This is a genomic window from Rhodococcus sp. GQ147 (assembly GCF_059759155.1).
Genome location: NZ_JCAXDU010000003.1, coordinates 101,297 through 121,996, shown reverse-complemented (window position 1 = coordinate 121,996; position 20,700 = coordinate 101,297). Strand labels below are relative to the sequence as shown.

The window sequence follows — 20,700 nt, the reverse complement described above, 5'->3', positions numbered from 1 at the left end:
CTACTCCTGGCTCTGGTTGGCCGGAAGTTTCGCCAACTCGGCATCGATGGAATCGAGTGCCAGCAGAGCGGTTTCGTAGGTCGCTGCACTGGAGTGCTTGACGGCGACGAGGTTGCCGGCCTTCACGGCGGGAAGATCCTGCCACAGCGGGGAGGCGAACAGTTCCTCCAGCTCGGGCGGCAACGAACCGTCGGCCTCGACACCGTAGACGATCACGTCGGCCTCGCCGAGGTTCTCGGGCAACTGCTCGACCGACAGGTACTCGGCGTGAACTCCCTCGGGATCGGTCGGCTCACCGAAGAAGTCGAACCCGAGATCGTCGAACAGGTTGGTGGTGTACGACGAGGCGTATTCGCGGGAGAACTCACCGGGCTCGGTACCGCACACACCGCAGACGCCGGCGAACTTCAGGCCCCCGAGCGAGTCGGCGTACTTGTCGGCGATCTCGGCAGCGCGAGCCTCGTACTCCTCCTTGAACTCCCCGTAGGAGTCGCTGACGTTCGCGGCATCGGCGTACTGCTCACCGAGTTCGCGCCACTCGCCCGGAACCGTGAGCCCGACGAAGACCACCGGGGCGAGCGCCTCGAGCTTGGCCACGTCGACCTGCTCCTGCACGCGGGCCGGGACGCCCATGATGATGAGGTCGGGATCTGCGGCGGTGACTGCCTCGTAGTTGAGCTCCGAGACGGCGCCGTCGGGAGCGACCTTCGGCAGCGCCTCGTAGGCGGCCAGGGTCTCCTCGTCCATGTTGTCGAGCTCGCGGCTCCACTCGCATACGGCGGCGAGGTTCGCGCCGGCCTGGATGAGCGGGAGGGTTGCGTAGCCGCAGGACACGATCCGCTGGGGGTCGGCCGGGATCTCGATGCTGCCGTTCTGCGCTTCGAAGGTGCGCGTCGCGGCGGAGTCGGTGCCGCTCTCCGCGCTGCTGCTGTCGCCGTCGCTCGAACATCCCACAAGTCCGACGGCCAGCAGGGCTGCCGCGCCGAGCGCCGCGGCGCCCCGCGCGCGCTTGCGTTCCAGAACGCGCATCGTTGTTCTCCCAGAGTCTCCCGCCGGGGCGCGTTGCCCCGGTCATGATTGGTTAGGCTAACCGAAAGAGACCGCCTCGCCAAGCGCTCCGTCCTCAGCCGAATTCGAGCGCGAAATCGTCGATCTCCGACTGGTCGAGGTCGTCGAGCGTGAGGTCGGACGGTGTGAACCCGCCCGCGTCCTCGTCCGACGCGTGCCCGGCGAGCGCACGCAGCGCCGCGATCCACTCGTCGGCCAACGCCGACACTCTCTCCGCAGGAACGAGATCGGGGCTGTACCCGAACATCCCGCGCAGCACCGGCTCGGCACCGGAATCGTCGGTGAGCACACCGATCTCGACGGCGTGCGCCACGGGCATGTCGGCTTCGGTGGCCCCACCGAGCGCCGAACCCTCCGGAGCACCGGCCCACGCCTGCCCTTCGGTCTCGCCCAGCGTGAACCGGCCGAGATAGTTGAATCCGATGTCCACAGCGCCGACGCTCGCGAGTTCCGGGCCGCCCACTGGGTCGAGATGCCGCAGCATCCCGAATCCGATTCCACTGTCGGGGATCTCCCGCAGCTGTTCCTTCACGCGTTTCAGAGCGTCACCCGCGCTCGCTCCGCCGGCATACGCGTCGGCGACATCGAGTCCCGCGACGTCCAGGCGCACCGGATAGAGCGTGGTGAACCACCCCACCGTGCGCGACAGATCCGCCCCCGGAACGGCCTGTTCCTCACGGCCGTGCCCTTCGAGGTCGACCGCGACCGCCCCTTCGCCGCACACCCGCGCGGACGCCAGCGCCAATGCTGTGAGCAGGACGTCCTCGACGCCGGCGTGGAACCGCTCGGGAACGGTCGTGAGCAGCGCGTCGGTGAGCTCGGAAGGAACCTCGACCTGCACCCTCGCGGTTTCTGCCATGGTGTGCCGCGTGGGATCCGGATCACCGGACGCCAGACGCACGCGTCCCGCCGGGGCGAGGATGCGCCGCCACAACGACAATTCGGATCTGCGCGCCGGCACTCCGTCGAGCAGTCCCCGCGCCCAGCGGCGCAGAGACGTGCCTGCGCGCACCGGGGCGACACCGTCGACCGCACCGGCGAGATCGGGCACCAGGATGCGCCACGACACACCGTCGACGACGAGGTGGTGCACCGCGACGAACACCCGTCCCGGCGCGTCGGGACCGGCGTCGAAGAAGATCACGCGCACGAGCGCGCCGGCGGCGGGATCGAGTTCGGCATAGGCGATCCCGGTCGCGGCGACGATCGCCTCCTGCAGGTCGACCGAGTCCGAGACGTCCACGCGGGTCACGACATCGGCGGCGTCGACGGAACCGACCGGGCGGACGTCGAGCACCCGTGCCTGCGGATCGAAGACGGCCCGCAACGCGTCGTGCGTGTCGAGCAGGGCCTGGACGCCGTCGGTCAGCCGGTCGAGCGTCAGCCCTACGGGCGCGAGGAGCAGCCGCGACTGCGCGTAGCGGGCGTACGGTCCACCACGGTCGAGCATGTCGTGGACGATCGGAGTCGCCGGGACGTCCCCGAGTGCCGCCTCGACGTCGACCGTCCCGGGCCCGTCCTCGATCTCCGCGACGCGGGCGAGTCCCGCCGGGCTGCGGTGTTCGAAGACGTGCCGCGCGGTGAACCGGATCCCGGCGGCGCGCGCCGCGGACACCAGCTGGATGGACACGATCGAATCGCCACCGAGAGCGAAGAAGTCGTCGTCGGGGCCCACGGCATCGAGTCCGAGCACCGACGCCGTCAGCTCGCACAGGCGTTGTTCGAGTTCGTCCGCCGGCAGGCGACTCTCGGTGGCCGGCGTGAAGACCGGCTCGGGAAGTGCTCTGCGGTCGATCTTTCCGTTGCGGGTGACCGGGAGCTCGTCGAGCACGACCGTGACGGCGGGGACCATGTGGTCGGGCAGCCGGTCGGCGACGTACATCCGGAGGATGTCGGGGTCCGTCGTTCCGGCCGCGTAGGCGACGAGCCGCTTTCGACCCGGTTCGTCCTCGCGGACCACGACCGCCGCGGCACTCACCGCGGGATGGCCGCCGAGCACGGTCTCGATCTCACCGAGTTCGATGCGGAAGCCGCGGATCTTCACCTGGTCGTCGGTGCGGCCGAGGTAGTCGAGCACCGGGCCGTCGGTGCCGGAGATCCTCCAGCGCACCAGATCGCCGGTGCGGTACAGGCGCTCGCCGCCGGTGCCGAAGGGGTCGGCCACGAACCGTCCCGCGGTCTGCGCGCTCCGGCCGAGATAGCCGCGGGTGACGTGCGGGCCGCCGACGTACAGTTCGCCGGGCACACCCGGGGGCACCTGCCGCAGGTGCGCGTCGAGGACGTACACCCGGCCGCCGTGGATCGGCGTTCCGATGTTCGGGATGCTGCCCGGGGTGAGTACGACGCCGGTCGCGTCGACGGTGCATTCCGTCGGACCGTACATGTTGCTCACGCGCACATCGGTTTCCGCAGCGAGCTGCGACCACAGCTCACCCGGTACCGCCTCGCCGCCGAGCACCATGGACTCGGGACGGTGCGGCGCGGCGGGGTCGAGGAGCCCCTCGGTGAGCAGGCGACCGGCGAGCACCGGACCGCAATCGAGTGCGTCGATGCGGTGCCTCCGGACGTACCGGACGATCCCCTCGGCATCGGCCATGAGGTCCTCGGCGAGCACGTGCACGGTGTGGCCGCCCAGCATCGCGAGGAGAGGCTCGACGGACGAGTCGAACGCGAAGGTGTAGCTCAGCAGCACGGTGCGTCGGCGCGTCGCGGGATCGCCGACGGTACGGGTGCGCACCGTCTCCCACAGGTTCACGACACCGCGGTGCGGTACCACCACACCCTTCGGGGTGCCGGTGGATCCGGAGGTGTAGACGAGATAGGCGGTGGTGTCCGGGTGCACGTCCGGCAGGTGCACGTCCGGGCCGGGGCCGGTGATCGATCCGGCCGCGTCGACGTCGAGCACGACGCCCACACCCGCGTCGCGGAGCATGAACTCGTTCCGGTCGGCCGGTTGCTCCGGGTCGAGCACCAGATAGGCCGCTCCCGACTTCCACACGCCGAGGATCGCCGCGACCAGCACGGATTCGCGCGGAAGACTCAGTCCCACGACGTCTTCGGGACCGATCCCGTTCGCGACGAGGTGACGGGCGATCCGGTCGGACCACGCATCCAGGTCACGGAAGGTCAGACGGCTCGACGACGTGACCAGCGCGGTCTCCTCGCCGTAGCGCTCCACGGTGCGAGCGAACAGTGCGGGCAGGCTCCGCGGTCCGGAGCGATCCGGGAGCGCGGTCGCATCACCGGCGCGCAACACCTCACGCTCGGAGGCGGTGAGCAGAGCGAGCTGCGAGAGCCTCGCGTCCCGATCGGCGCACACCGCGGCGAAGGCCCGCTCGACCCGCGCGGCGAAGGCCTCGGCGGACGACTCGTCGAACAGGTCGCGGGCGTACTCGACGCGCACGCACAAACCACCGTCGGATTCCTCGATGACGCCGAAGGTGAGGTCGAACATCGCGGTGTCGTTCGCGACGAACGAGGGTGTAGGCGTCAGGCCGTCGAATCCCGTGATCGCCGGCGGGCTCTGGTACTGCACCATCACCTGGAACAGGGGGTGCCGGGCCGCGCTGCGCTCGGGGTTGAGGGTCTCCACGACGCGGTCGAACGGGACGTCCTGGTGCGAGTACGCCGCGACGTCGGTGTCCTTGATCCGGGCGAGCAGCTCCCGCACCGTGGGGTCGCCCGAGAGGTCGGTGCGCAGCACCACCATGTTGACGAAGAAGCCGACGAGGTCCTCGAGTTCGGGTGCGGGCCGTCCCGCGGTGGGCGATCCGAGCGGGATGTCCTCGCCCGCGCCGCTGTGCGACAGTGCGACCGCCACCGCCGCGTGCACCATCATGAACATCGTGGTGCCGGTCGTGCGCGCGGCCTCCCGGATCGTCGCTGCGCGGTCGGCGGGGATCCGGTGCTCGACACCGCCACCCGCGTAGGAGGCCACGGTCGGGCGCGGGCGGTCGACGGGGAGGTCGAGTTCGGCCGGGAGACCGTCGAGCTCCTTGCGCCAGAACGCGAGTTGTCGTGCGGCGAGCGAGTCCTCGTCGTCCTGGTCGCCGAGGAGTTCCCGTTGCCAGATCGCGTAGTCGGCGTACTGCACGGGCAGCGGTGCAGGCTCGTGGGAGTCGCCACGTACGTGCGCGGAGTAGAAGGTGCCGAGATCGCGCAGCAGCAGCGGCGTGGACAATTCGTCGCTCGCGATGTGGTGGGCGAGCACGAGCATCACGTGCTCGTCGGGCGCCATCGTGAACAACCGGATCCGCAACGGGATCTCGCGTTCGAGATCGAACGCGTGCCGGGCCTCGGAATGCAGGCGCCCGGTGAGCGCGTCGCGGTCGACGGCCTCGACCGCGAAGGGAACTGCGACCCCGGCAACTTCTTCCACTCCGCGCACCTGCTGCATCCCCACGCCGTCGCGTTCGACGAGAACGGTGCGCAGACTCTCGTGGCGCGCGAGCACGTCGGAGACCGCCTGCCGCAGTGCATCCGGGTCGACCGGTCCGTGCAGGTCCACCGTGATGGGGACGTTGTAGGTCGGACTGGGCCCTTCCATGCGGTACATGAACCACAGCCGCTGCTGCGCATACGACAGTGGTGCAAGGGACAGGGCCGCCGGATCGTTCTCACCGCGCGGGACGAGCGCCGGTCCGGCCGGAGCGGCGGTCGGGTGGTCTCCACAGTGCGCGGCGAGCGCGACGACCTGCGGATGATCGAAGACCGTCCGGATCGGCAACTCCACACCGAGCTCGTCACGGATGCGGGCGAGCAGTGTCGCGGCGCTGAGCGAGTGCCCGCCGAGCGCGAAGAAGTCGTCGTCCGCGCCCACCGTGTCGAGACCCAGGATGTCGGCGTAGATCCGGCACAGCGTCCGTTCGGTCTCGGTCTCCGCGACGCGGGACGAGACCATCGACGAGAAGTCCGGTTCGGGCAGCGCCGTGCGGTCGAGCTTGCCGTTGGAGGTCAACGGCATCTCGTCGAGGACGACGAGGGCCGCGGGAACCATGTACCCGGGCAGGAACTCGGCGACGAGACGGCGCGCCTCGACCGGTTCGGGCACGTCCTGCCCCACGAGATAGCCGACGAGCTGCGCAGCACCGGAGGGATCGGTGCGCACCACCGTCGCCGCACGGGACACGCCGGGGATGCGCAGCAGAGCGGCGTCGACCTCACCGAGTTCGATGCGGAATCCTCGGACCTTGACCTGGTTGTCGACCCGGCCGCGGTAGACGATGCGGCCGTCCTCGGTCCACTGCACGAGGTCGCCGGTGCGGTACAGGCGGGCGTACGGACCCGAGGAGTCCTCCGAGTACGGATTCGCGACGAACCTCGTGGCGGTGAGTGCAGGCGCGTCGAGATATCCCCGGACCACACCCGGCCCGGCCACGTACAGCTCACCTTCGGTTCCGGCGGGCACGGGTGCGAGTCCCGCGTCGAGGACGTGGACGCGCAGGTTGGCGACGGGACGGCCGACGACCGGTGTCTCGGCGTCGGCGACCTCCGCGACGAGGACGTCTACGCTGCACTCGGTGGGGCCGTAGAAGTTGAAGGCCGCACCCCGGCGTTCGCGCAGGCGGCTCCACAACCGCTCGGAGACGGCGTCGCCGCCGAAACCGAGGGTGGGCACGGTGCCGTCCGGGAACAGGCCGTCGTCGACGAACTGCTCGAGCCGGCTCGGTGAGAACTCGACGAAATCCCATCCCTCGTCGAGGGCGCGGCGTGCGAGTGCCGCCGGGTCGCGCTGAGTCGCCTCGTCGACGATGTCGACGGTGTGCCCGGCGAGCATCCACAGCAACGGCTGCCACGACGCGTCGAATGCGAGCGACCAGGCCAGTCCGAGGCGGACGGATTCGCGGCCGGCCTCGCGGGCGGCACGGGTGAACACCTGGGCGCGGTGGCTGTGGAACAGGTTGACCAGCCCACGGTGGGGTACGACGACGCCCTTCGGTCTGCCGGTGGAGCCGGACGTATGGATCACGTAGGCGATCGAGTCGGGTGTCAGCGGGCCGCGCTCCGAGTCGTCGAGCGGAGCGTCGGACACGGCGTCGAGGTCGAGATCCTCGAGCACGACGCGCTTCGGCACCCCCGTCACCTCGGCGACCCGGTCGTCGGTCGTGCGGGTGGTGAGGATGCAGACGGGGTCGGTGGAGCCGAGGATGTGGGCGAGGCGTTCGAGGGGCTGATCGACGTCGAGCGGGACGTAGGCGGCGCCGGTCTCGAGGACGGCGTGGATCGCGATCAGCGCGTCGACGGTGCGGGGCAGCGCGAGGGCCACCCGCGCGTGCGGCCGGCCGAGATCGAAGCTCGAGACGAGGTGGCGGGCCAGGCGGTGCACCCGCGCGCCGAACTGCGCGTAGGTGAGCGTCACACGGGCGTCGGCCACGGCCGGTGCGTCGGGGGCCACCTCGATCCTCTGCCGCAGCAGATCGACGAGCGTCAGCTCCGGGTCGAACGGGATGTCCGGGCTGTGGCTCCAGTCGTCGAGTATCGTCCGTCGCTCGGCGGCGGTCAGGACGGACACCTGCGCGAGCGGGGTGTGCAGATCCCGCTCGGCCACCGAACCGAACAGCATCTCCAGCCGCTCGGTGTGGATCGTCAGATCCGCCTCGCTGTAGACGTCGGCGTCGACGTCGACGAACACTTCGAGTCCGGCACTGCCGTCGAGGGGCCGCACGGTGACCATGAAGTCCTGCAGGGGTCCTCGGGCGACCGAGTGCACGGCCGCACGCATGTCGCCGAACCGGAGCGAGTCGCCGAACGGTTTGACGTTGACCGACGGGCCGATGACGCCGCGGGATCCGGTCGGTAGTCGCAGGTCGCGCTGTATGTCCTCGGTGCGGTAACGATAGTGGTTGCGGCACAGCGCCACTCCGTCGCGCACCTGCGCGACGAGCTCGACGAGCGTGGCCGATGCGGTCGGATTCAGGCGCAGCGGAACGACATTGACCGCGGTGATCGGCACCCGCAGTGCGGCGCTGCCGAGCCGGTTCATGACGGGGAAACCGAGCGTGAGGTCCTCGCGGCCGGTAACTCCGCGCAGGTAGGCGGCGACGAGCGCGGTGACCGCGTCACCCCAACTCGCGCCGACCTCCTTGCCGAGAGCCACCAGACCGCGCTGCCGGTCGGCGTCGAGGGTGAAGCGCGTGCCACGGGAGCGCCGCGCGATGCCACCCGGGCCGGGCCGCAGGGCGACCGCTTCGTCCACGCCGTCGAGGTACGCGTTCCAGAAGTCACGGTCTGCGTCGAAGTCGGCCGAGTCGCGATAGTCCGATTCTTCCCGTATCACCGATTCGACCGAATCGAACCGTGCGGCAGCAACTTCCGTACCGGCGACCGCGGCGCTGTAGCGCTCGGCGATGCGCCGGTTGAACAGCGAGAACCCGAAGGCGTCGAGGACGATGTGATGGGCACGCAGGTAGAGCAGGACGTGATCGTCGGCGAGTCGCAGGACCGCGGCCCGGACGCACGGATCCACCGACAGGTCGACGGGCCGCTCGAGGTCGCGCGCCATCCACTCGTGGGCCGCCTGCCAGGGGTCCGCCGCGGAGGTGAAGTCGACGGTCGGGGCGAGATCGAGTGTGCGCGCACCGGGAATCCGGACGACTGTACCGTCGGCGAGGGTCTCGAACCCCGCGACCAGCACCTCGGCCTCGGATGCCGCCTTGGAAACCGCTGTGACCAGCGCTTCCTCGTCGACCGCGCCTCGCAGTTCGATGCATTCCGAGGTGTTGAACAGCGGGTTGTCGGGGTTCAGTTGCTGGGCGAACCATACGCCCGACTGTGCGCGCGACAGAGCGAGCCGTGAGGCGTCCGGTCCGGCTAGGGGCACTGGAGATCCTCTTTCCTTCGATCGAAACGATTGGCTGGGAACGGAATCCGCTGATGTGCGCGCTGCGGCGCCGGAGGGCACAGTACCAAAGGTTAGGCTTACCGTATATGTTGCTCAGTGATCGTGTGTCCTGTGGCGCGGTCCTGCCAGCAGACCTCCTCAACCGGAAGGTACGAGAATGCAAGTGCCGGTCCTCGGCGCAACCGCTACCGACCGGGCCGAGCGGCCCGTCGCGCACCCGTTCGTCCTGTCCCGCCCGCACGGCACGGTGATCGCCGAAGGCGTGAGCGAACACTTCGACCGCGCGTCCGCCGCCGCCGACGCCCTGCGCACCGGACAGGTCGCCGCGATCGTCGGAGCACTGCCCTTCGCACCCGACGGTCCGGCCGCACTGACCGCTCCGAACACACTCCATCACTCCCCCGCGCACTACGACGCACCGGCCGCCGACCTGCCCCCGATCACGATCACGGGCGCATTGCCGTCGGAAGGCGAGCACATCGATCGGGTCGAGACCGTACTGCGCCTGCTCCGCTCGGACGACAACGACCTTCTCAAGGTGGTCCTGGCCCGGGCACTCGCCCTGCGCGCCGACCGGCCCGTCACCCCGCACGACCTCCTCGTCGCTCTCACGCGAAACGATCCGCTGCACAACGGCTTCCTCGTCGACCTCACAGCAGCCGGTGGCGTGTGGACGGGACGTCACCTGGTTGGGTCGAGCCCGGAGGTGCTCGTGCGCCGTCGCGGAGATCGGGTCACCGCTCACCCCCTCGCCGGATCCGCACCGCGGCATTGCGACCCCGGGATCGATCGGGCGACGGCCGACAGGCTCGCCGGCTCCGCGAAGAACCTCGCCGAGCACGCGCACGTGATCGATGCGATCCGCGCCGCGCTCGAACCGTTGTGTGTCGACCTCGACATCCCCGAGCAGCCGACCGTGACGAGCACGCGCCAGCTGTGGCATCTCGGCACTCCCATCGAGGGTCGCCTGCACGATCCGGGTGTCACGGCCCTCGATCTCGCACTCGCGGTGCACCCCACCCCCGCGATCTGCGGCACGCCGACCGCGGCCGCCCGCGATCTGATCCTCGCGACCGAGGGTGACCGGGGCTTCTACGCCGGTGCCCTCGGATGGTGCGACGCCGCGGGCGACGGCGAATGGTTGGTCACGATCCGCTGCGCCGTCCTCGATGCCGACGGTGTCGGGCTCACGGCCTACGCCGGGGGCGGTATCGTCGCCGACTCCGACCCTGCCGACGAACTGGCCGAGACGACCGTCAAGTTCGGCACCGTCCTCGATGCACTGGGAGTACTCCGATGACCGAGACCGCACCATCCCCCGTCACGCTCGTCGTCGGAGCCGCGCAGGGTATCGGCCGCGCGACCGCCGAGGCCCTGGCGCGTGCCGGTCACCGTCTCGTGCTCGCCGACCGCAACGCCGAAGGACTGCGCAAGACTGTCGCGCTGCTCGGCGGCTCCGTCCCCACCTACCCCGTCGACATCCGCGACCACGACGCCGTCGCCTACCTCGTCGAGAACATCGAATCCGAGCACGGACCGATCGAGCATCTCGCGCACGTCGCAGGTGTCTTCACCACGGGCTCGGTGCTCGACTCCGATCCCGAGGACTGGCAGCACATGTACGACGTCAACGTCACCGGCCTGCTGTCGGTCCTGCGTTCGGTCGGACGGGCCATGCGGGAGCGGAGGTCGGGTTCGATCGTCGTCGTCGGATCGAACTCCGCGGGCGTGCCGCGCATGGGCATGGGCGCCTACGGATCGTCCAAGGCCGCGTCCACGATGATCGTCCGGATCCTCGGACTCGAGCTGGCGCAATACGGGATCCGCGCCAACATCGTCGCGCCGGGTTCCACCGACACCGCCATGCAGCGCTCGCTGTGGGAGGACCCCAACGACGACGCCGGCGCACGCAGCGCCATCGAAGGTGACCTGTCGCAGTTCAAGGTCGGCATCCCCCTCGGCCGCATCGCCGAGCCCGCCGACATCGCCGAGGCCATCGAGTTCCTGCTGTCCGATCGTGCTCGTCACATCACCATGCAGGCGCTCTACATCGACGGCGGCGCCACCCTCCGCGCCTGACCGACAGACCTGCATCGACCCTGATCCCGAAAGGAAACGTTCCGTGACAACCGGTTTCGAGCGCACGCCGCTCGCCGACACCGCCCGCTACCCCGAGGAGTTCGCCGAGCGGTATCGCGCAGCCGGTTACTGGACGAACGAGACCTTCGGCGAATTCCTCCCGGCCCGCGCCGCCCGGTTCGCCGGTCGCATCGCCGTCGTCGGACACGACGCGACGGGCACCTGGCGGCGCATCACCTACCGCGAACTCGACGACGCCTCGGCCCGCGTCGCCGCCGGTCTCGCCGACCTCGGGGTCCGGAAGGGCGACCGAGTAGTCCTGCAGTTGCCGAACATCGTCGAGTACACCGAAGTGCTCTTCGCGGTCTTCCGCCTCGGTGCGCTCCCCGTCTTCTCCCTGCCCGCGCACCGCGCGTCGGAGATCGGCTACTTCTGCCGGTTCAGCGACGCCGCAGCGTACGTGATCGCCGCCGAACACGGCGGATTCGACTACCGCGTGCTCGCCCGGCAGGTCGCCTCCGAGATGGAGAATCCGCCGGTTGTCGTGGTCGCCGGTGAGGCCGAGGAATTCACTGCGCTCGGGTCGTTGCGCGACCGCGAAGCGGCGCCGATCACGGAGAACGACGCCGGAAACGTTGCCTTCCTGCAGCTGTCGGGTGGCACGACCGGAACGTCGAAGCTCATCCCCCGCACCCACGCCGATTACCTGTACTCCGTGCGCGAATCCGCGGTGATCTGCGGAGTGGACGAGAACACCCGCATGCTGGTCGCGCTGCCGGCGGCGCACAACTTCCCGATGAGCTCGCCGGGCATCCTCGGTGTGCTGCACGCCGGCGGCACCGTCGTCCTCGCTCCGGATCCGAGCCCCGACACCGCGTTCGCCCTCATCGAGAGCGAGGGCGTGACGATGGCGTCGCTCGTCCCGCCCCTCGCGCAGGCGTGGCTGTCGGCGCGGGCCCGCACCGAACGCGACCTGTCGTCGCTCGAGGTGCTGCAGGTCGGTGGTGCGAAGTTCCCGGCCGAGGCCGCCAAACGCGTTCGCACCGAACTCGGCTGCACGCTGCAGCAGGTCTTCGGTATGGCGGAGGGTCTCGTCAACTACACCCGGCTCGACGACGACGAGGACACCATCGTCACCACCCAGGGCGGGCCGATCAGCCCCGACGACGAGATCCGCGTCGTCGACGATACGGACGAGCCCGTCGCCGCGGGCACCACCGGCCACCTGCTCACCCGCGGCCCGTACACGATCCGGGGCTACTACAATGCGCCGGAACACAATTCGATGGCATTCACCCCGGACGGCTTCTACCGCACCGGCGACATCGTCCGGCTCACCGAGCACGGCTACATCGTCGTCGAGGGACGCGCGAAGGACCAAATCAATCGCGGTGGCGAAAAGATCGCGGCCGAGGAGGTCGAGAATCATCTGATCGCGCACCCGGCCGTGCTCGACGCGGCGGTGGTGTCGATGCCCGACAAGTATCTCGGCGAGCGCACCTGCGCCTTCGTCGTCACCGAGGGGGAAGCGCCGAAGGCCCTCGCGCTCAAGAAGTTCCTGAGGGAGCGAGGGCTGGCCGAGTACAAGATCCCCGACAAGGTGCAGTTCGTCGACGCCTTCCCGGTCACGGGAGTGGGCAAGATCAGCCGGAACGAACTGCGGCGCGCCCTCGCGGCCACTCTAAAGGACTGATCTCGCTCCGCGACGACGGGATGACTTCACCCCGTTCGGCTCGAGCGTCGAGGATTGCGTAGCGGCCACCGCGGGCGACGAGGTCGTCGTGCGTTCCGCGTTCGACGATGTGGCCCCGGTCGAGGACCACGATCTCGTCGGCGTTCCGCACGGTCGAGAGCCGGTGCGCGATGGTGATGGTCGTGCGTCCGCTGCGCGCGGCGTCGAGGGCCTGCTGCACGGCGTGCTCGGTGTCGTTGTCGAGGGCGCTGGTCGCCTCGTCGAGCACGAGGACACGCGGGTCGCGCAGGAGCGTGCGGGCGATCGCCAGTCGCTGTTTCTCACCACCCGAGAAGCGGTATCCGCGGGCGCCGACGACGGTGTCGTAGCCGTCCGGCAGCGAAACGATCAGGTCGTGGATGTGTGCGGCGCGGGCCGCGGCCTCGATCTCGTCGTCGGTCGCGTCCGGCTTCGCGTAGCGCAGGTTCTCCCGGACGGTCGCGTGGAGGAGGTAGGTCTCCTGCGACACCACGCCGACCAGTCCGGCGAGATCGGCGAGCCTCATGTCGCGCAGGTCGACACCGTCGATGCTCACGCGTCCCTCGACCGGGTCGTACAGTCGTGCGACGAGCGAGCCGAGCGTGGTCTTGCCCGAGCCGGTCTCGCCGACGAGCGCGACCTGCGCCCCCGCCGGGACGTCGAGATCGATCCCGTCGAGGGCGTTGCGGTGCGCTCCTTCGTAGCGGAAGCTCACGTTCTCGAACCGCACCCGGCCGGCGACGGTCGCAGGGTCGACGGGCACCGGATCGCGCGGGTCGTCGATGTCGACCGGAAGGTCGAGGTATTCGAAGATGCGGCTGAACAGGGCCAGCGAACTGGTGACGGAGACACCGACGTCGAGCAGGCTCATCAGCGGCCGGAACAGCGCGCCCTGCAAGCCGGTGAAGGCCACCAGGGTACCGATCGTCATGCCGCCCGAGGTGGCCGGCAGACCGGCGACGAGATAGAGGACGGCGGGGATCGCCGCGAAGACGATGTTCATCGTGGCCATGCGCCAGCGGCCGGACAACTGCGCGTGCACCTCGAGATCGGCGAGTTCCTCCGACGTGCGGGCGAACTTGTCGGACAGTGCCGGGCCGGTGCCCAGCGTCTTGACGAGCAGCACGCCGCTGACCGACAGTCCTTCGTCGATCTGCGACTGCATGTCGGCGAGGCGCCGTTGCTGACGGGCGGTGACGGCGCGGCGCATGAGCGCGACCCGGCGCGTGAGCCAGATGGCCGGCGGGAGCACGATCAGGGAGAGCAGAGCCAGTCGCCAGCTGAGGACCGCCATGGCGATCGCCGTGCCGACGACGGTGGTGACGTTGGACGCCAGTGAGGTCGCGGTGTTGGTGACCACGGACTGCATGCCACCGATGTCGTTGGTCAGCCGCGACTGGATCTCACCGCCGCGGGTGCGGGTGAAGAAATTCAGCGACTGTCGCTGCAGGTGGGAGAAGACCCGGGTACGCAGACCGTGCATGACGTTCTGGCCGACGGTCGTGGAGATCCAGGTCTGGACGACGGACAGGAGCGAGCTCGCGACGGTGACGGCCAGCATGCCGCCGACGGCCCACAACAGCAGGCTCACGTTCTGGTGCGGGATGGCATCGTCGATGACGGCGCGGACGAGGAAGGGCGTCGCGAGGGAGATCACCGACGAGGCGATGATGAGCGCGACGACGAGGGTGATCTTCCACCGATAGGGCGCGAAGAGGGCGCCGATACGGCGCAGGCTCACCGGGGCCTCGCGGAGCTGCTCGAGATCCTTCTTGTCGATCCTGCCGCGGCTGCCCGGCTTGCCGCCGAGAGTGGGTGGGGGCTGCATCATGTGCGCCACCTCGATTCGTGGTTCGTGACTCGTACTTGTTGAGGTTGCCTCATTGAGTGTTAACCGTCAAGTGAGGTACTGTGACCACCATGCCGGATTCACCCGTCGCACTGCGCGATCTCCTCCTCACCACCACGCGTACGCTGCGCCGACGCTGGCACGACCTCCTCCAGCCGTGGGGATTGTCACCCCACGAGTACCGGGCGCTCGACGTCATCGGACGCGCCGACGACCCCATCCGCCTCGGCGTCGTGGCCAAGGAACTGCGCATCGTCCCCCGCTCGGCCACCGAGGTCGTCGATCGCCTGGAGTCGCGGGGTCTCACCGAGCGACTCCCCGATCCCGCCGACCGACGCGCGGTCTGCGTGCGGCTGACCGACGAGGGCCGCAGGATCCGGGCCGAGCTGGCCTCGGCCCGCGATGCCGACGCCGTCGAGATGTTCGACCGGCTCGACGCCGAGGAACGCGCACGACTGTCCGATCTGCTGCACAAACTCGTCGACGACCGGCCGCGCTGATCCCTTCCGGTTCCGGGTACTCACATTCCCGACGGCAGCGACGTCTTCCCTACGAGTGTCCGTGCCGATCGAGGAGAGCCCTGTGAAGACCATCGACAGTCTGCAGTCGCGCGTCGACGCACTGAACCTGCCCGAGCTGACGAGCGAGCTCGACGAGAACGGCTGCGCCCTCACCGGGCCGCTGTTGAGCGACGACGAATGCACCGAACTCGCGGCCCTGTGGGACGACGACGCCCGCTTCCGCACCACGGTCGACATGAGCCGCTACGGGTACGGGCACGGCACCTACAAGTACTTCGGCTCACCCGTCCCCGACGCCGTCGCACACCTGCGCTCGGCGTTCTACCGGCAGCTGCTCCCCGTCGCGCGCTCGTGGGCCGAACGCCTCGGCGATCCGGCACCCTGGCCCGACGACTTCGACGACTGGCTCGACATGTGCCACGCGGCCGGCCAGACCGACCCCACCCCGCTGATGCTGCGCTACGCCACCGGCGACTGGAACGCCCTGCATCGCGATCTCTACGGCGACCTCGTGTTCCCACTGCAGGTCGTGATCGGGCTCGACCGGGCGGGCGTCGACTACACCGGCGGCGAGTTCCTGTTGGTCGAACAACGGCCCCGCGCGCAGTCGCGGGGCACCGTCACCGTGCTCGAGCAAGGCCACGCGCTGATCTTCACCACCCGCGACCGACCGATCCGGTCGGCGCGCGGATGGTCGCGGGCGCCGGTCCGGCACGGCGTGAGCACCGTCCGATCGGGCCTGCGTCGCACGCTCGGCCTGGTACTGCACGACGCCGCCTGAGCGTCCTCGGTGCTACCCGACGCGGCCTACGCCGCTTCAGCGTTCGAAGATCCGCCTCGGATTGTCCACGAGCATCGTGGTGATCTGCTCGTCGGTCACGCCCCGTTCGCGCAGGGCCGGCAGCACCTCGTCGCTGATGTGGTTGTAGTTCCAGTTGGGCACGGCGGTCTGCTTCACGTCGTGCGGGAACCAGTCGATGAAGCACGACGCATCGTGCGAGAGCACCATGCGCTCGGTGTAACCGGCCTCCACGAGCGCGACCACCGTGTCGACGCGCTGCTCGAACGGCAACAGCAGATCGAGGCCGAAGCGGTCCATCCCGAGAATCGAACCGGCGTCGGCAATGCGACGCAGGTAGTCCAGATCGGTCGAATCACCGCTGTGCCCGATCACCACCTTGGTGAGGTCGACACCTTCCTCCGCGAGCACCCGCTGCGCCACCTGCCCCGACCCGGTATGCGGATTGGTGTGCACCGTGATCGGCACACCGGTCTCGACGTGCGCCTGCCCCACCGCTCGCATCACGCGCTCGACGCCCGGCGTGAGTCCCGGAATCTCGATGGCGCACTTGAGCATTCCTGCACGCACCCCCGTGCCGGCGATGCCCTCGCGGATGTCTTTCACGAACAGTTCGGTGAGCGGCTCCGGTCCGTCCACCAGCAACCCCGGCCCGACGTTGTGGAACTGGAACGGCAGGTCGTTGTAGGTGTACCGGCCCGTCGCGACGACGATGGAGATGTCCACCCGTTCGGCGACGCGCTGGATACGCGGAATGTACCGGCCGAGACCGACCACCGTGGGATCGACGATCGTGTCGATGCCGCGCTCCGACAACGCCTTCAACTTCGCGACCGCGTCGTCGACGCGTTCGTCCTCGTCCCACGGGCTCGGGTAGTCGGGAAAGTTGGTGCGGATCTCCTCGCCGAGTACGAAGACGTGCTCGTGCATGAGGACTCTGCCCAGACGGCCCGTGTCGAGAGGACCGCGAACGGTGTCGACGGATGTCATGACCGGTGACGCTAGGACACCAACGTGGGCAGAGGCAATCGATTTCACGAATCGGTGGGAGTCGACTCCTCGAGGGCCTGACGGTAGCGACGCATGCCGCGCAGCCACCGGTCGTAGTCGGCGCCCTTGTTCCGGTACATCTCGAGGACCTCCGGGTGCGGAAGGATCAGGAAGTGCTCCTCCTCCATTGCCGCGAACACCGTCTCCGCGACGTCGACGGGTTCGAGCACCGCACCGGCGGTCGTGACGGCCCGGGTGGCGAGTTCACCGAGTGCGTGCCCGGATGCGTCCCCCGAGTACAGCAGAGGTGTGTTGACGCCCATCGGGCACAGGCAGCTCACCCTCACACCCTTGTCGCCGTAGGTCACCGACAGCCACTCGGCGAAACCGACGGCCGCGTGCTTGGTGACCGAGTAGGTGGCCGAGCCGATCTGTGTGAGCAGGCCGGCCGCCGACGCCGTGCCCACGAAATAGCCCTCGCCACGTTCGACCCATCGGGGTACCAGCAGTCGCGCCGCACGGATGTGTGCGCGCAGGTTGACGTCGAAGGACTGCTCCCAGACCGAGTCCTCGATCTCCAGGCCGGGCACACCGGTGACACCCGCGTTGGCGAAGTACAGGTCCACGGGACCGAACTCCGCTTCGGCGCGCTCGACGAGGCCGCGGATGTGTTCGTCGTCGGAGACGTCCGCCGCCACCGCGACGGCGCTCCCCGGCGTCTCCTCCTCGAGCGTCGCGACGACGCGCTGCGCCGCGTGTTCGTCGAGGTCGGCGACCACCACTCGTGCACCTCGCTCGACGAGGCCGGCAGCGATGGCGCCGCCGATTCCGCCGCCCCCGCCTGTCACGACGGCCACTCTGCCTTCGACCTTCATCGCTGATACCTCCCCGTCGAATCGCAGTGCCGTCCCGTGCGGCACAGTTGGTACTGAACCTGTCTACACGTATCACCGGCTGTAGGTACCGCTCACACGCACGGAGGTCGAGCACCCGGGATGGACGAATTGTTCTCCGTCTCCCGTCCGCGACGCGAGATCGCGCCGGGCGCCGTGCATGTGCCCGACTGGCTCGACCCGGGCGAACAGCGCGAGCTCGTCGAGCTGTGTCGTGATTGGGCGCGCCCGCCGGCGCCGATGCGGCACACCCTGCTTCCGGGTGGCGGACGGATGTCGGTGAGCACGGTGTGCCTCGGATGGCACTGGTCGCCGTACCGCTACACCCGCACCGCGGTCGATGTCGACGACGCTCCCGTTCCGCCGCTTCCCGACCGGCTCGTCGAACTCGGGCGGCGTGCCGTCGCCGATGCCTACGACGATCCGGCGGCCGGGGGCGGGTACGAGCCCGATACCGCTCTGATCAATTTCTACGACCGCGACGCGCGGATGGGGATGCATCAGGACAAGGACGAGCGGGTGAGCGCGCCGATCGTGTCGCTCAGTCTCGGGGATGCCTGCTTGTTCCGGTTCGGCAACACCGAGTCGCGCGGCCGGCCGTACACCGACGTGCGTCTCGAGTCCGGCGATCTGTTCGTCTTCGGCGGTCCGTCGCGGTTCGCCTATCACGGGGTGCCGGTCGTGTATCCGGACACCGGCAGTTCCCGCTGCGGACTCACCGCGGGGCGCCTCAACATCACCCTGCGGAGTACCGGACTTGCTTGATCGAACCGCTCGAAAATTCCGAACGTTCGGTCTGTGACTTTGTAACCAACTACACTCGGAGTAGCGTTTCGCCGGCGAGAAATACGTCAAATCGGACGATATTCTCGTGCGGTAGTCATCGGTGTCGGGGTCGATCACAGGAGACTGCCATGCCCGACTTCGCTTGTCGTCGTGTCCTGGCGATCATCGCAGGACTCGCCCTCGGCCTGACCGGACCCGTCGTCGCCGCCGCCGCCACTGACGGCACCGCGCCCACCGCCGGCGCGGAGACCTTCCGTCCGTGCCCGGAGCGGTTCGTCATCGCGGTCGACGGAACCCGCAACATCGACACCCCGGATTCGATCGATCCCGATTCACCCCTCGCGAAGATCTCGGCGCGGTACGCGGCACCCGGCACGGTGGTCGAGCACATCCGCTATCCCGCCGTCGTGGTTCCGGTGCCGGAGTCCGGGTCGAGCGAGGGATCGGGGCGACTCGCGTACGACGAGTCCAAGAGGATCGGGCATCAGCGCCTGCGCGAGACGATCACCGTCCGGCACGGTTCGTGCCCCGACAGCGAGCTCGTCGTCCTCGGTTACTCGCAGGGCGCGTCGATCGCCGGCGACGTCCTCGCCGAGATCGCGGCCGACGGTTCGGTGCCGCCGGAGCGGATCAGCGGTGTGCTGTACTCCGACCCGCGTGACACCCGGGGAGTCGAAACGCTGTTCCCGGGCGAGGTCGTCCCGGGCATCACGCTCGGTGGCGGTCGCGACGACTTCGGCACGATCGCCGTCGAACGGATCTGCATCGAGGGCGACGCGGTCTGCGACGGCGTGACACCGGAGGAGAGCGAAGGGTGGTTGGGCGAGAACGTCACCGGCTACCTGAGGCTGCACACGACCTATCCCGACTACGACCCGTGAGGATCGTCGCACCCGGGAGAACCCGGGCCGGGATATACCGGTTCGGTATCGTCGGTTCATGAGCGTCGAGTCCCCGGCCACCCACCTCCCTGCTTCCGGTGATGATCCTCTCGCGCTGGAGCGGCAGGTGTGTTTCGCTCTCGCCGTGGCGAACCGCGCCGTGCTCGCGGTCTATCGACCGATCCTCGACAGGCTGGGACTGACCCACCCGCAGTACCTGGTGATGCTCGCCCTGTGGGAACGCTCGCCGCTGACGAGCAAGGAAGTGGGGCAGTTACTCCAGCTCGACTCGCCCACGCTGTCTCCCCTGCTCAAGCGACTCGAGGCGCTGGGCCTGATCACCCGCGCGCGCAGCGCGGCCGACGAACGGCAACTCGTCCTCGAGCTCACCGACGCCGGCCGGGCGCTGCGTGCCGAGGCCGAGTCGGTGCCGGGACAGGTCGTCGATGCCCTCGGTGTCGGGCTCGACGAACTCCAGGACCTGCACGCCGCGCTCGTGCGCGTCAACGCGGCGGCGTTGAAGGCCGGAGCACTCTGACAGCTCGGTAGCTGCCGCAACCCCGACGGCTCGCGGCAGCACTGTCCGACCGTCTTCTATCGATACGCATCGGCACGGTGCGAAATCGCGGTGACCTCGACCGTGCGGTTCGCATCATCGATCAGATACAGGACGCGATATTCACCTCGCCGGGCGCTGTACGCCGGCGCAAGAGGCGGATTCAACGGCTTCCCCACCCGCTTCGGATTCTCGAGAAGGGGTCCTGTGACGAACTCGTATACCGCAGTTGCTACCTTCTCCGGCAACGACCTCGCCATGGCGCGTGCAGCCGACCTCGCCATCACCAGCCGATACGGGTGGTCCGGAGTGCTCATTCCTCGGACGACCGAGCATCACGCATCAGCTGCGTCAATTCCTGTACATCGACGACGTCTCCCGACTCGACCTCCGTTCGGCCCTCGACGTGCGCCCGCAGCAGATCCGTATCCGACAACACCGCGATCGTCTCCTGCATCGCGTCGTAATCGTCGGCACCGAGAAGCACCGCGGCGCGGTGCCCGTTGCGGGTGATCTCGAATCGCTCGTGTGTGCGCTCGGCCTCATCGACCAGTCGTGACAATTGCGCCCGCGCGTCGGCAACAGGAAGAGTCGTCATGTACATAATTCTAGCGAATTACTATGAGAAGTCTCAGGTCATTCCGTTCGCGCCGGTTCCGACACCGGCTTTCGACGGGAGGCCACGAACGCCAGGACGAGGCCGAAGGCCGCCCAGCACAGCAGGATG

General features: G+C 68.9%; 15 protein-coding genes. 8 read left to right on the top strand and 7 right to left on the bottom strand.

Features of this window, described 5'->3' with window-relative positions; all coding sequences use genetic code 11:
• Window positions 1-1,029 carry an ABC transporter substrate-binding protein gene (locus AC6CID_RS05030; RefSeq protein ID WP_006551842.1) on the bottom strand — a complete coding sequence of 343 codons (1,029 nt, stop codon included), beginning with the start codon at window positions 1,027-1,029 and terminating at the stop codon, window positions 1-3.
• A gap of 94 nt (window positions 1,030-1,123) precedes the next feature.
• Window positions 1,124-8,887, bottom strand: coding sequence for an amino acid adenylation domain-containing protein (locus AC6CID_RS05025; protein ID WP_498353651.1), 7,764 nt, complete (start codon window positions 8,885-8,887; stop codon window positions 1,124-1,126).
• A gap of 178 nt (window positions 8,888-9,065) precedes the next feature.
• On the opposite strand from AC6CID_RS05025, the gene AC6CID_RS05020 reads away from it, so the two are divergent.
• Genes AC6CID_RS05020 through AC6CID_RS05010 form a run of 3 tightly spaced genes read left to right on the top strand, consistent with a single transcriptional unit; the run spans window position 9,066 to window position 12,680 of the window.
• Window positions 9,066-10,208 carry an isochorismate synthase gene (locus AC6CID_RS05020; protein ID WP_024102991.1) on the top strand — a complete coding sequence of 381 codons (1,143 nt, stop codon included), beginning with the start codon at window positions 9,066-9,068 and terminating at the stop codon, window positions 10,206-10,208.
• Entirely contained in the window at window positions 10,205-10,987 is a 783-nt protein-coding gene (locus AC6CID_RS05015) for a 2,3-dihydro-2,3-dihydroxybenzoate dehydrogenase (protein WP_220666526.1), read from the top strand. The genes AC6CID_RS05020 and AC6CID_RS05015 overlap by 4 nt, the downstream gene beginning before the upstream one ends.
• Window positions 10,988-11,030: 43 nt before the next feature.
• On the top strand, window positions 11,031-12,680 hold the full coding sequence (locus AC6CID_RS05010) for a (2,3-dihydroxybenzoyl)adenylate synthase (protein WP_498353650.1): 1,650 nt from the start codon (window positions 11,031-11,033) through the stop codon (window positions 12,678-12,680).
• Here AC6CID_RS05010 and AC6CID_RS05005 read toward each other — a convergent pair.
• Window positions 12,631-14,529: an ABC transporter ATP-binding protein gene (locus tag AC6CID_RS05005; protein WP_498353649.1), complete on the bottom strand. Its 1,899-nt coding sequence runs from the start codon at window positions 14,527-14,529 to the stop codon at window positions 12,631-12,633. The two genes, AC6CID_RS05010 and AC6CID_RS05005, sit on opposite strands and share 50 nt — an antisense overlap.
• Window positions 14,530-14,618: 89 nt before the next feature.
• On the opposite strand from AC6CID_RS05005, the gene AC6CID_RS05000 reads away from it, so the two are divergent.
• Both AC6CID_RS05000 and AC6CID_RS04995 read left to right on the top strand, forming a co-directional pair.
• Entirely contained in the window at window positions 14,619-15,047 is a 429-nt protein-coding gene (locus AC6CID_RS05000; RefSeq protein ID WP_033096969.1) for a MarR family winged helix-turn-helix transcriptional regulator, read from the top strand.
• Window positions 15,048-15,129: 82 nt separating this feature from the next.
• The gene (locus tag AC6CID_RS04995) at window positions 15,130-15,849 is read left to right on the top strand and encodes a 2OG-Fe(II) oxygenase (protein ID WP_064060440.1); all 720 of its coding nucleotides are present in this window, start codon (window positions 15,130-15,132) and stop codon (window positions 15,847-15,849) included.
• A 36-nt stretch (window positions 15,850-15,885) separates the two neighbouring features.
• On the opposite strand, the gene AC6CID_RS04990 is transcribed toward AC6CID_RS04995, so the two are convergent.
• Together AC6CID_RS04990 and AC6CID_RS04985 are read right to left on the bottom strand one after the other, a co-directional pair.
• Entirely contained in the window at window positions 15,886-16,857 is a 972-nt protein-coding gene (locus tag AC6CID_RS04990; protein WP_498353648.1) for a phosphotriesterase family protein, read from the bottom strand.
• Between the two features lie 44 nt (window positions 16,858-16,901).
• Entirely contained in the window at window positions 16,902-17,732 is an 831-nt protein-coding gene (locus AC6CID_RS04985; protein WP_064060431.1) for an SDR family oxidoreductase, read from the bottom strand.
• A 120-nt stretch (window positions 17,733-17,852) separates the two neighbouring features.
• Here AC6CID_RS04985 and AC6CID_RS04980 point away from each other — a divergent pair, with 120 nt between their 5' ends.
• The 3 genes from AC6CID_RS04980 to AC6CID_RS04970 all read left to right on the top strand — a co-directional run bounded on the left by AC6CID_RS04980 (window position 17,853) and on the right by AC6CID_RS04970 (window position 19,955).
• Window positions 17,853-18,515, top strand: coding sequence for an alpha-ketoglutarate-dependent dioxygenase AlkB family protein (locus AC6CID_RS04980; protein WP_024102984.1), 663 nt, complete (start codon window positions 17,853-17,855; stop codon window positions 18,513-18,515).
• A 149-nt stretch (window positions 18,516-18,664) separates the two neighbouring features.
• Window positions 18,665-19,417 (top strand): cutinase family protein, encoded by a 753-nt coding sequence (locus AC6CID_RS04975; RefSeq protein WP_064060432.1) that lies wholly within the window; start codon window positions 18,665-18,667, stop codon window positions 19,415-19,417.
• 58 nt (window positions 19,418-19,475) lie between these two features.
• A complete protein-coding gene (locus AC6CID_RS04970; RefSeq protein ID WP_006551854.1) occupies window positions 19,476-19,955 on the top strand; it encodes a MarR family winged helix-turn-helix transcriptional regulator in 480 nt (159 codons plus the stop codon).
• Window positions 19,956-20,011: 56 nt separating this feature from the next.
• Here the strand turns inward: AC6CID_RS04970 and AC6CID_RS04965 are convergent, their stop codons facing one another.
• Both AC6CID_RS04965 and AC6CID_RS04960 read right to left on the bottom strand, forming a co-directional pair.
• A complete protein-coding gene (locus AC6CID_RS04965) occupies window positions 20,012-20,233 on the bottom strand; it encodes a type II toxin-antitoxin system RelE family toxin (RefSeq protein WP_033096848.1) in 222 nt (73 codons plus the stop codon).
• A 53-nt stretch (window positions 20,234-20,286) separates the two neighbouring features.
• The gene (locus tag AC6CID_RS04960) at window positions 20,287-20,577 is read right to left on the bottom strand and encodes a type II toxin-antitoxin system Phd/YefM family antitoxin (protein ID WP_006551856.1); all 291 of its coding nucleotides are present in this window, start codon (window positions 20,575-20,577) and stop codon (window positions 20,287-20,289) included.
• Window positions 20,578-20,700 lie beyond the last annotated feature (123 nt).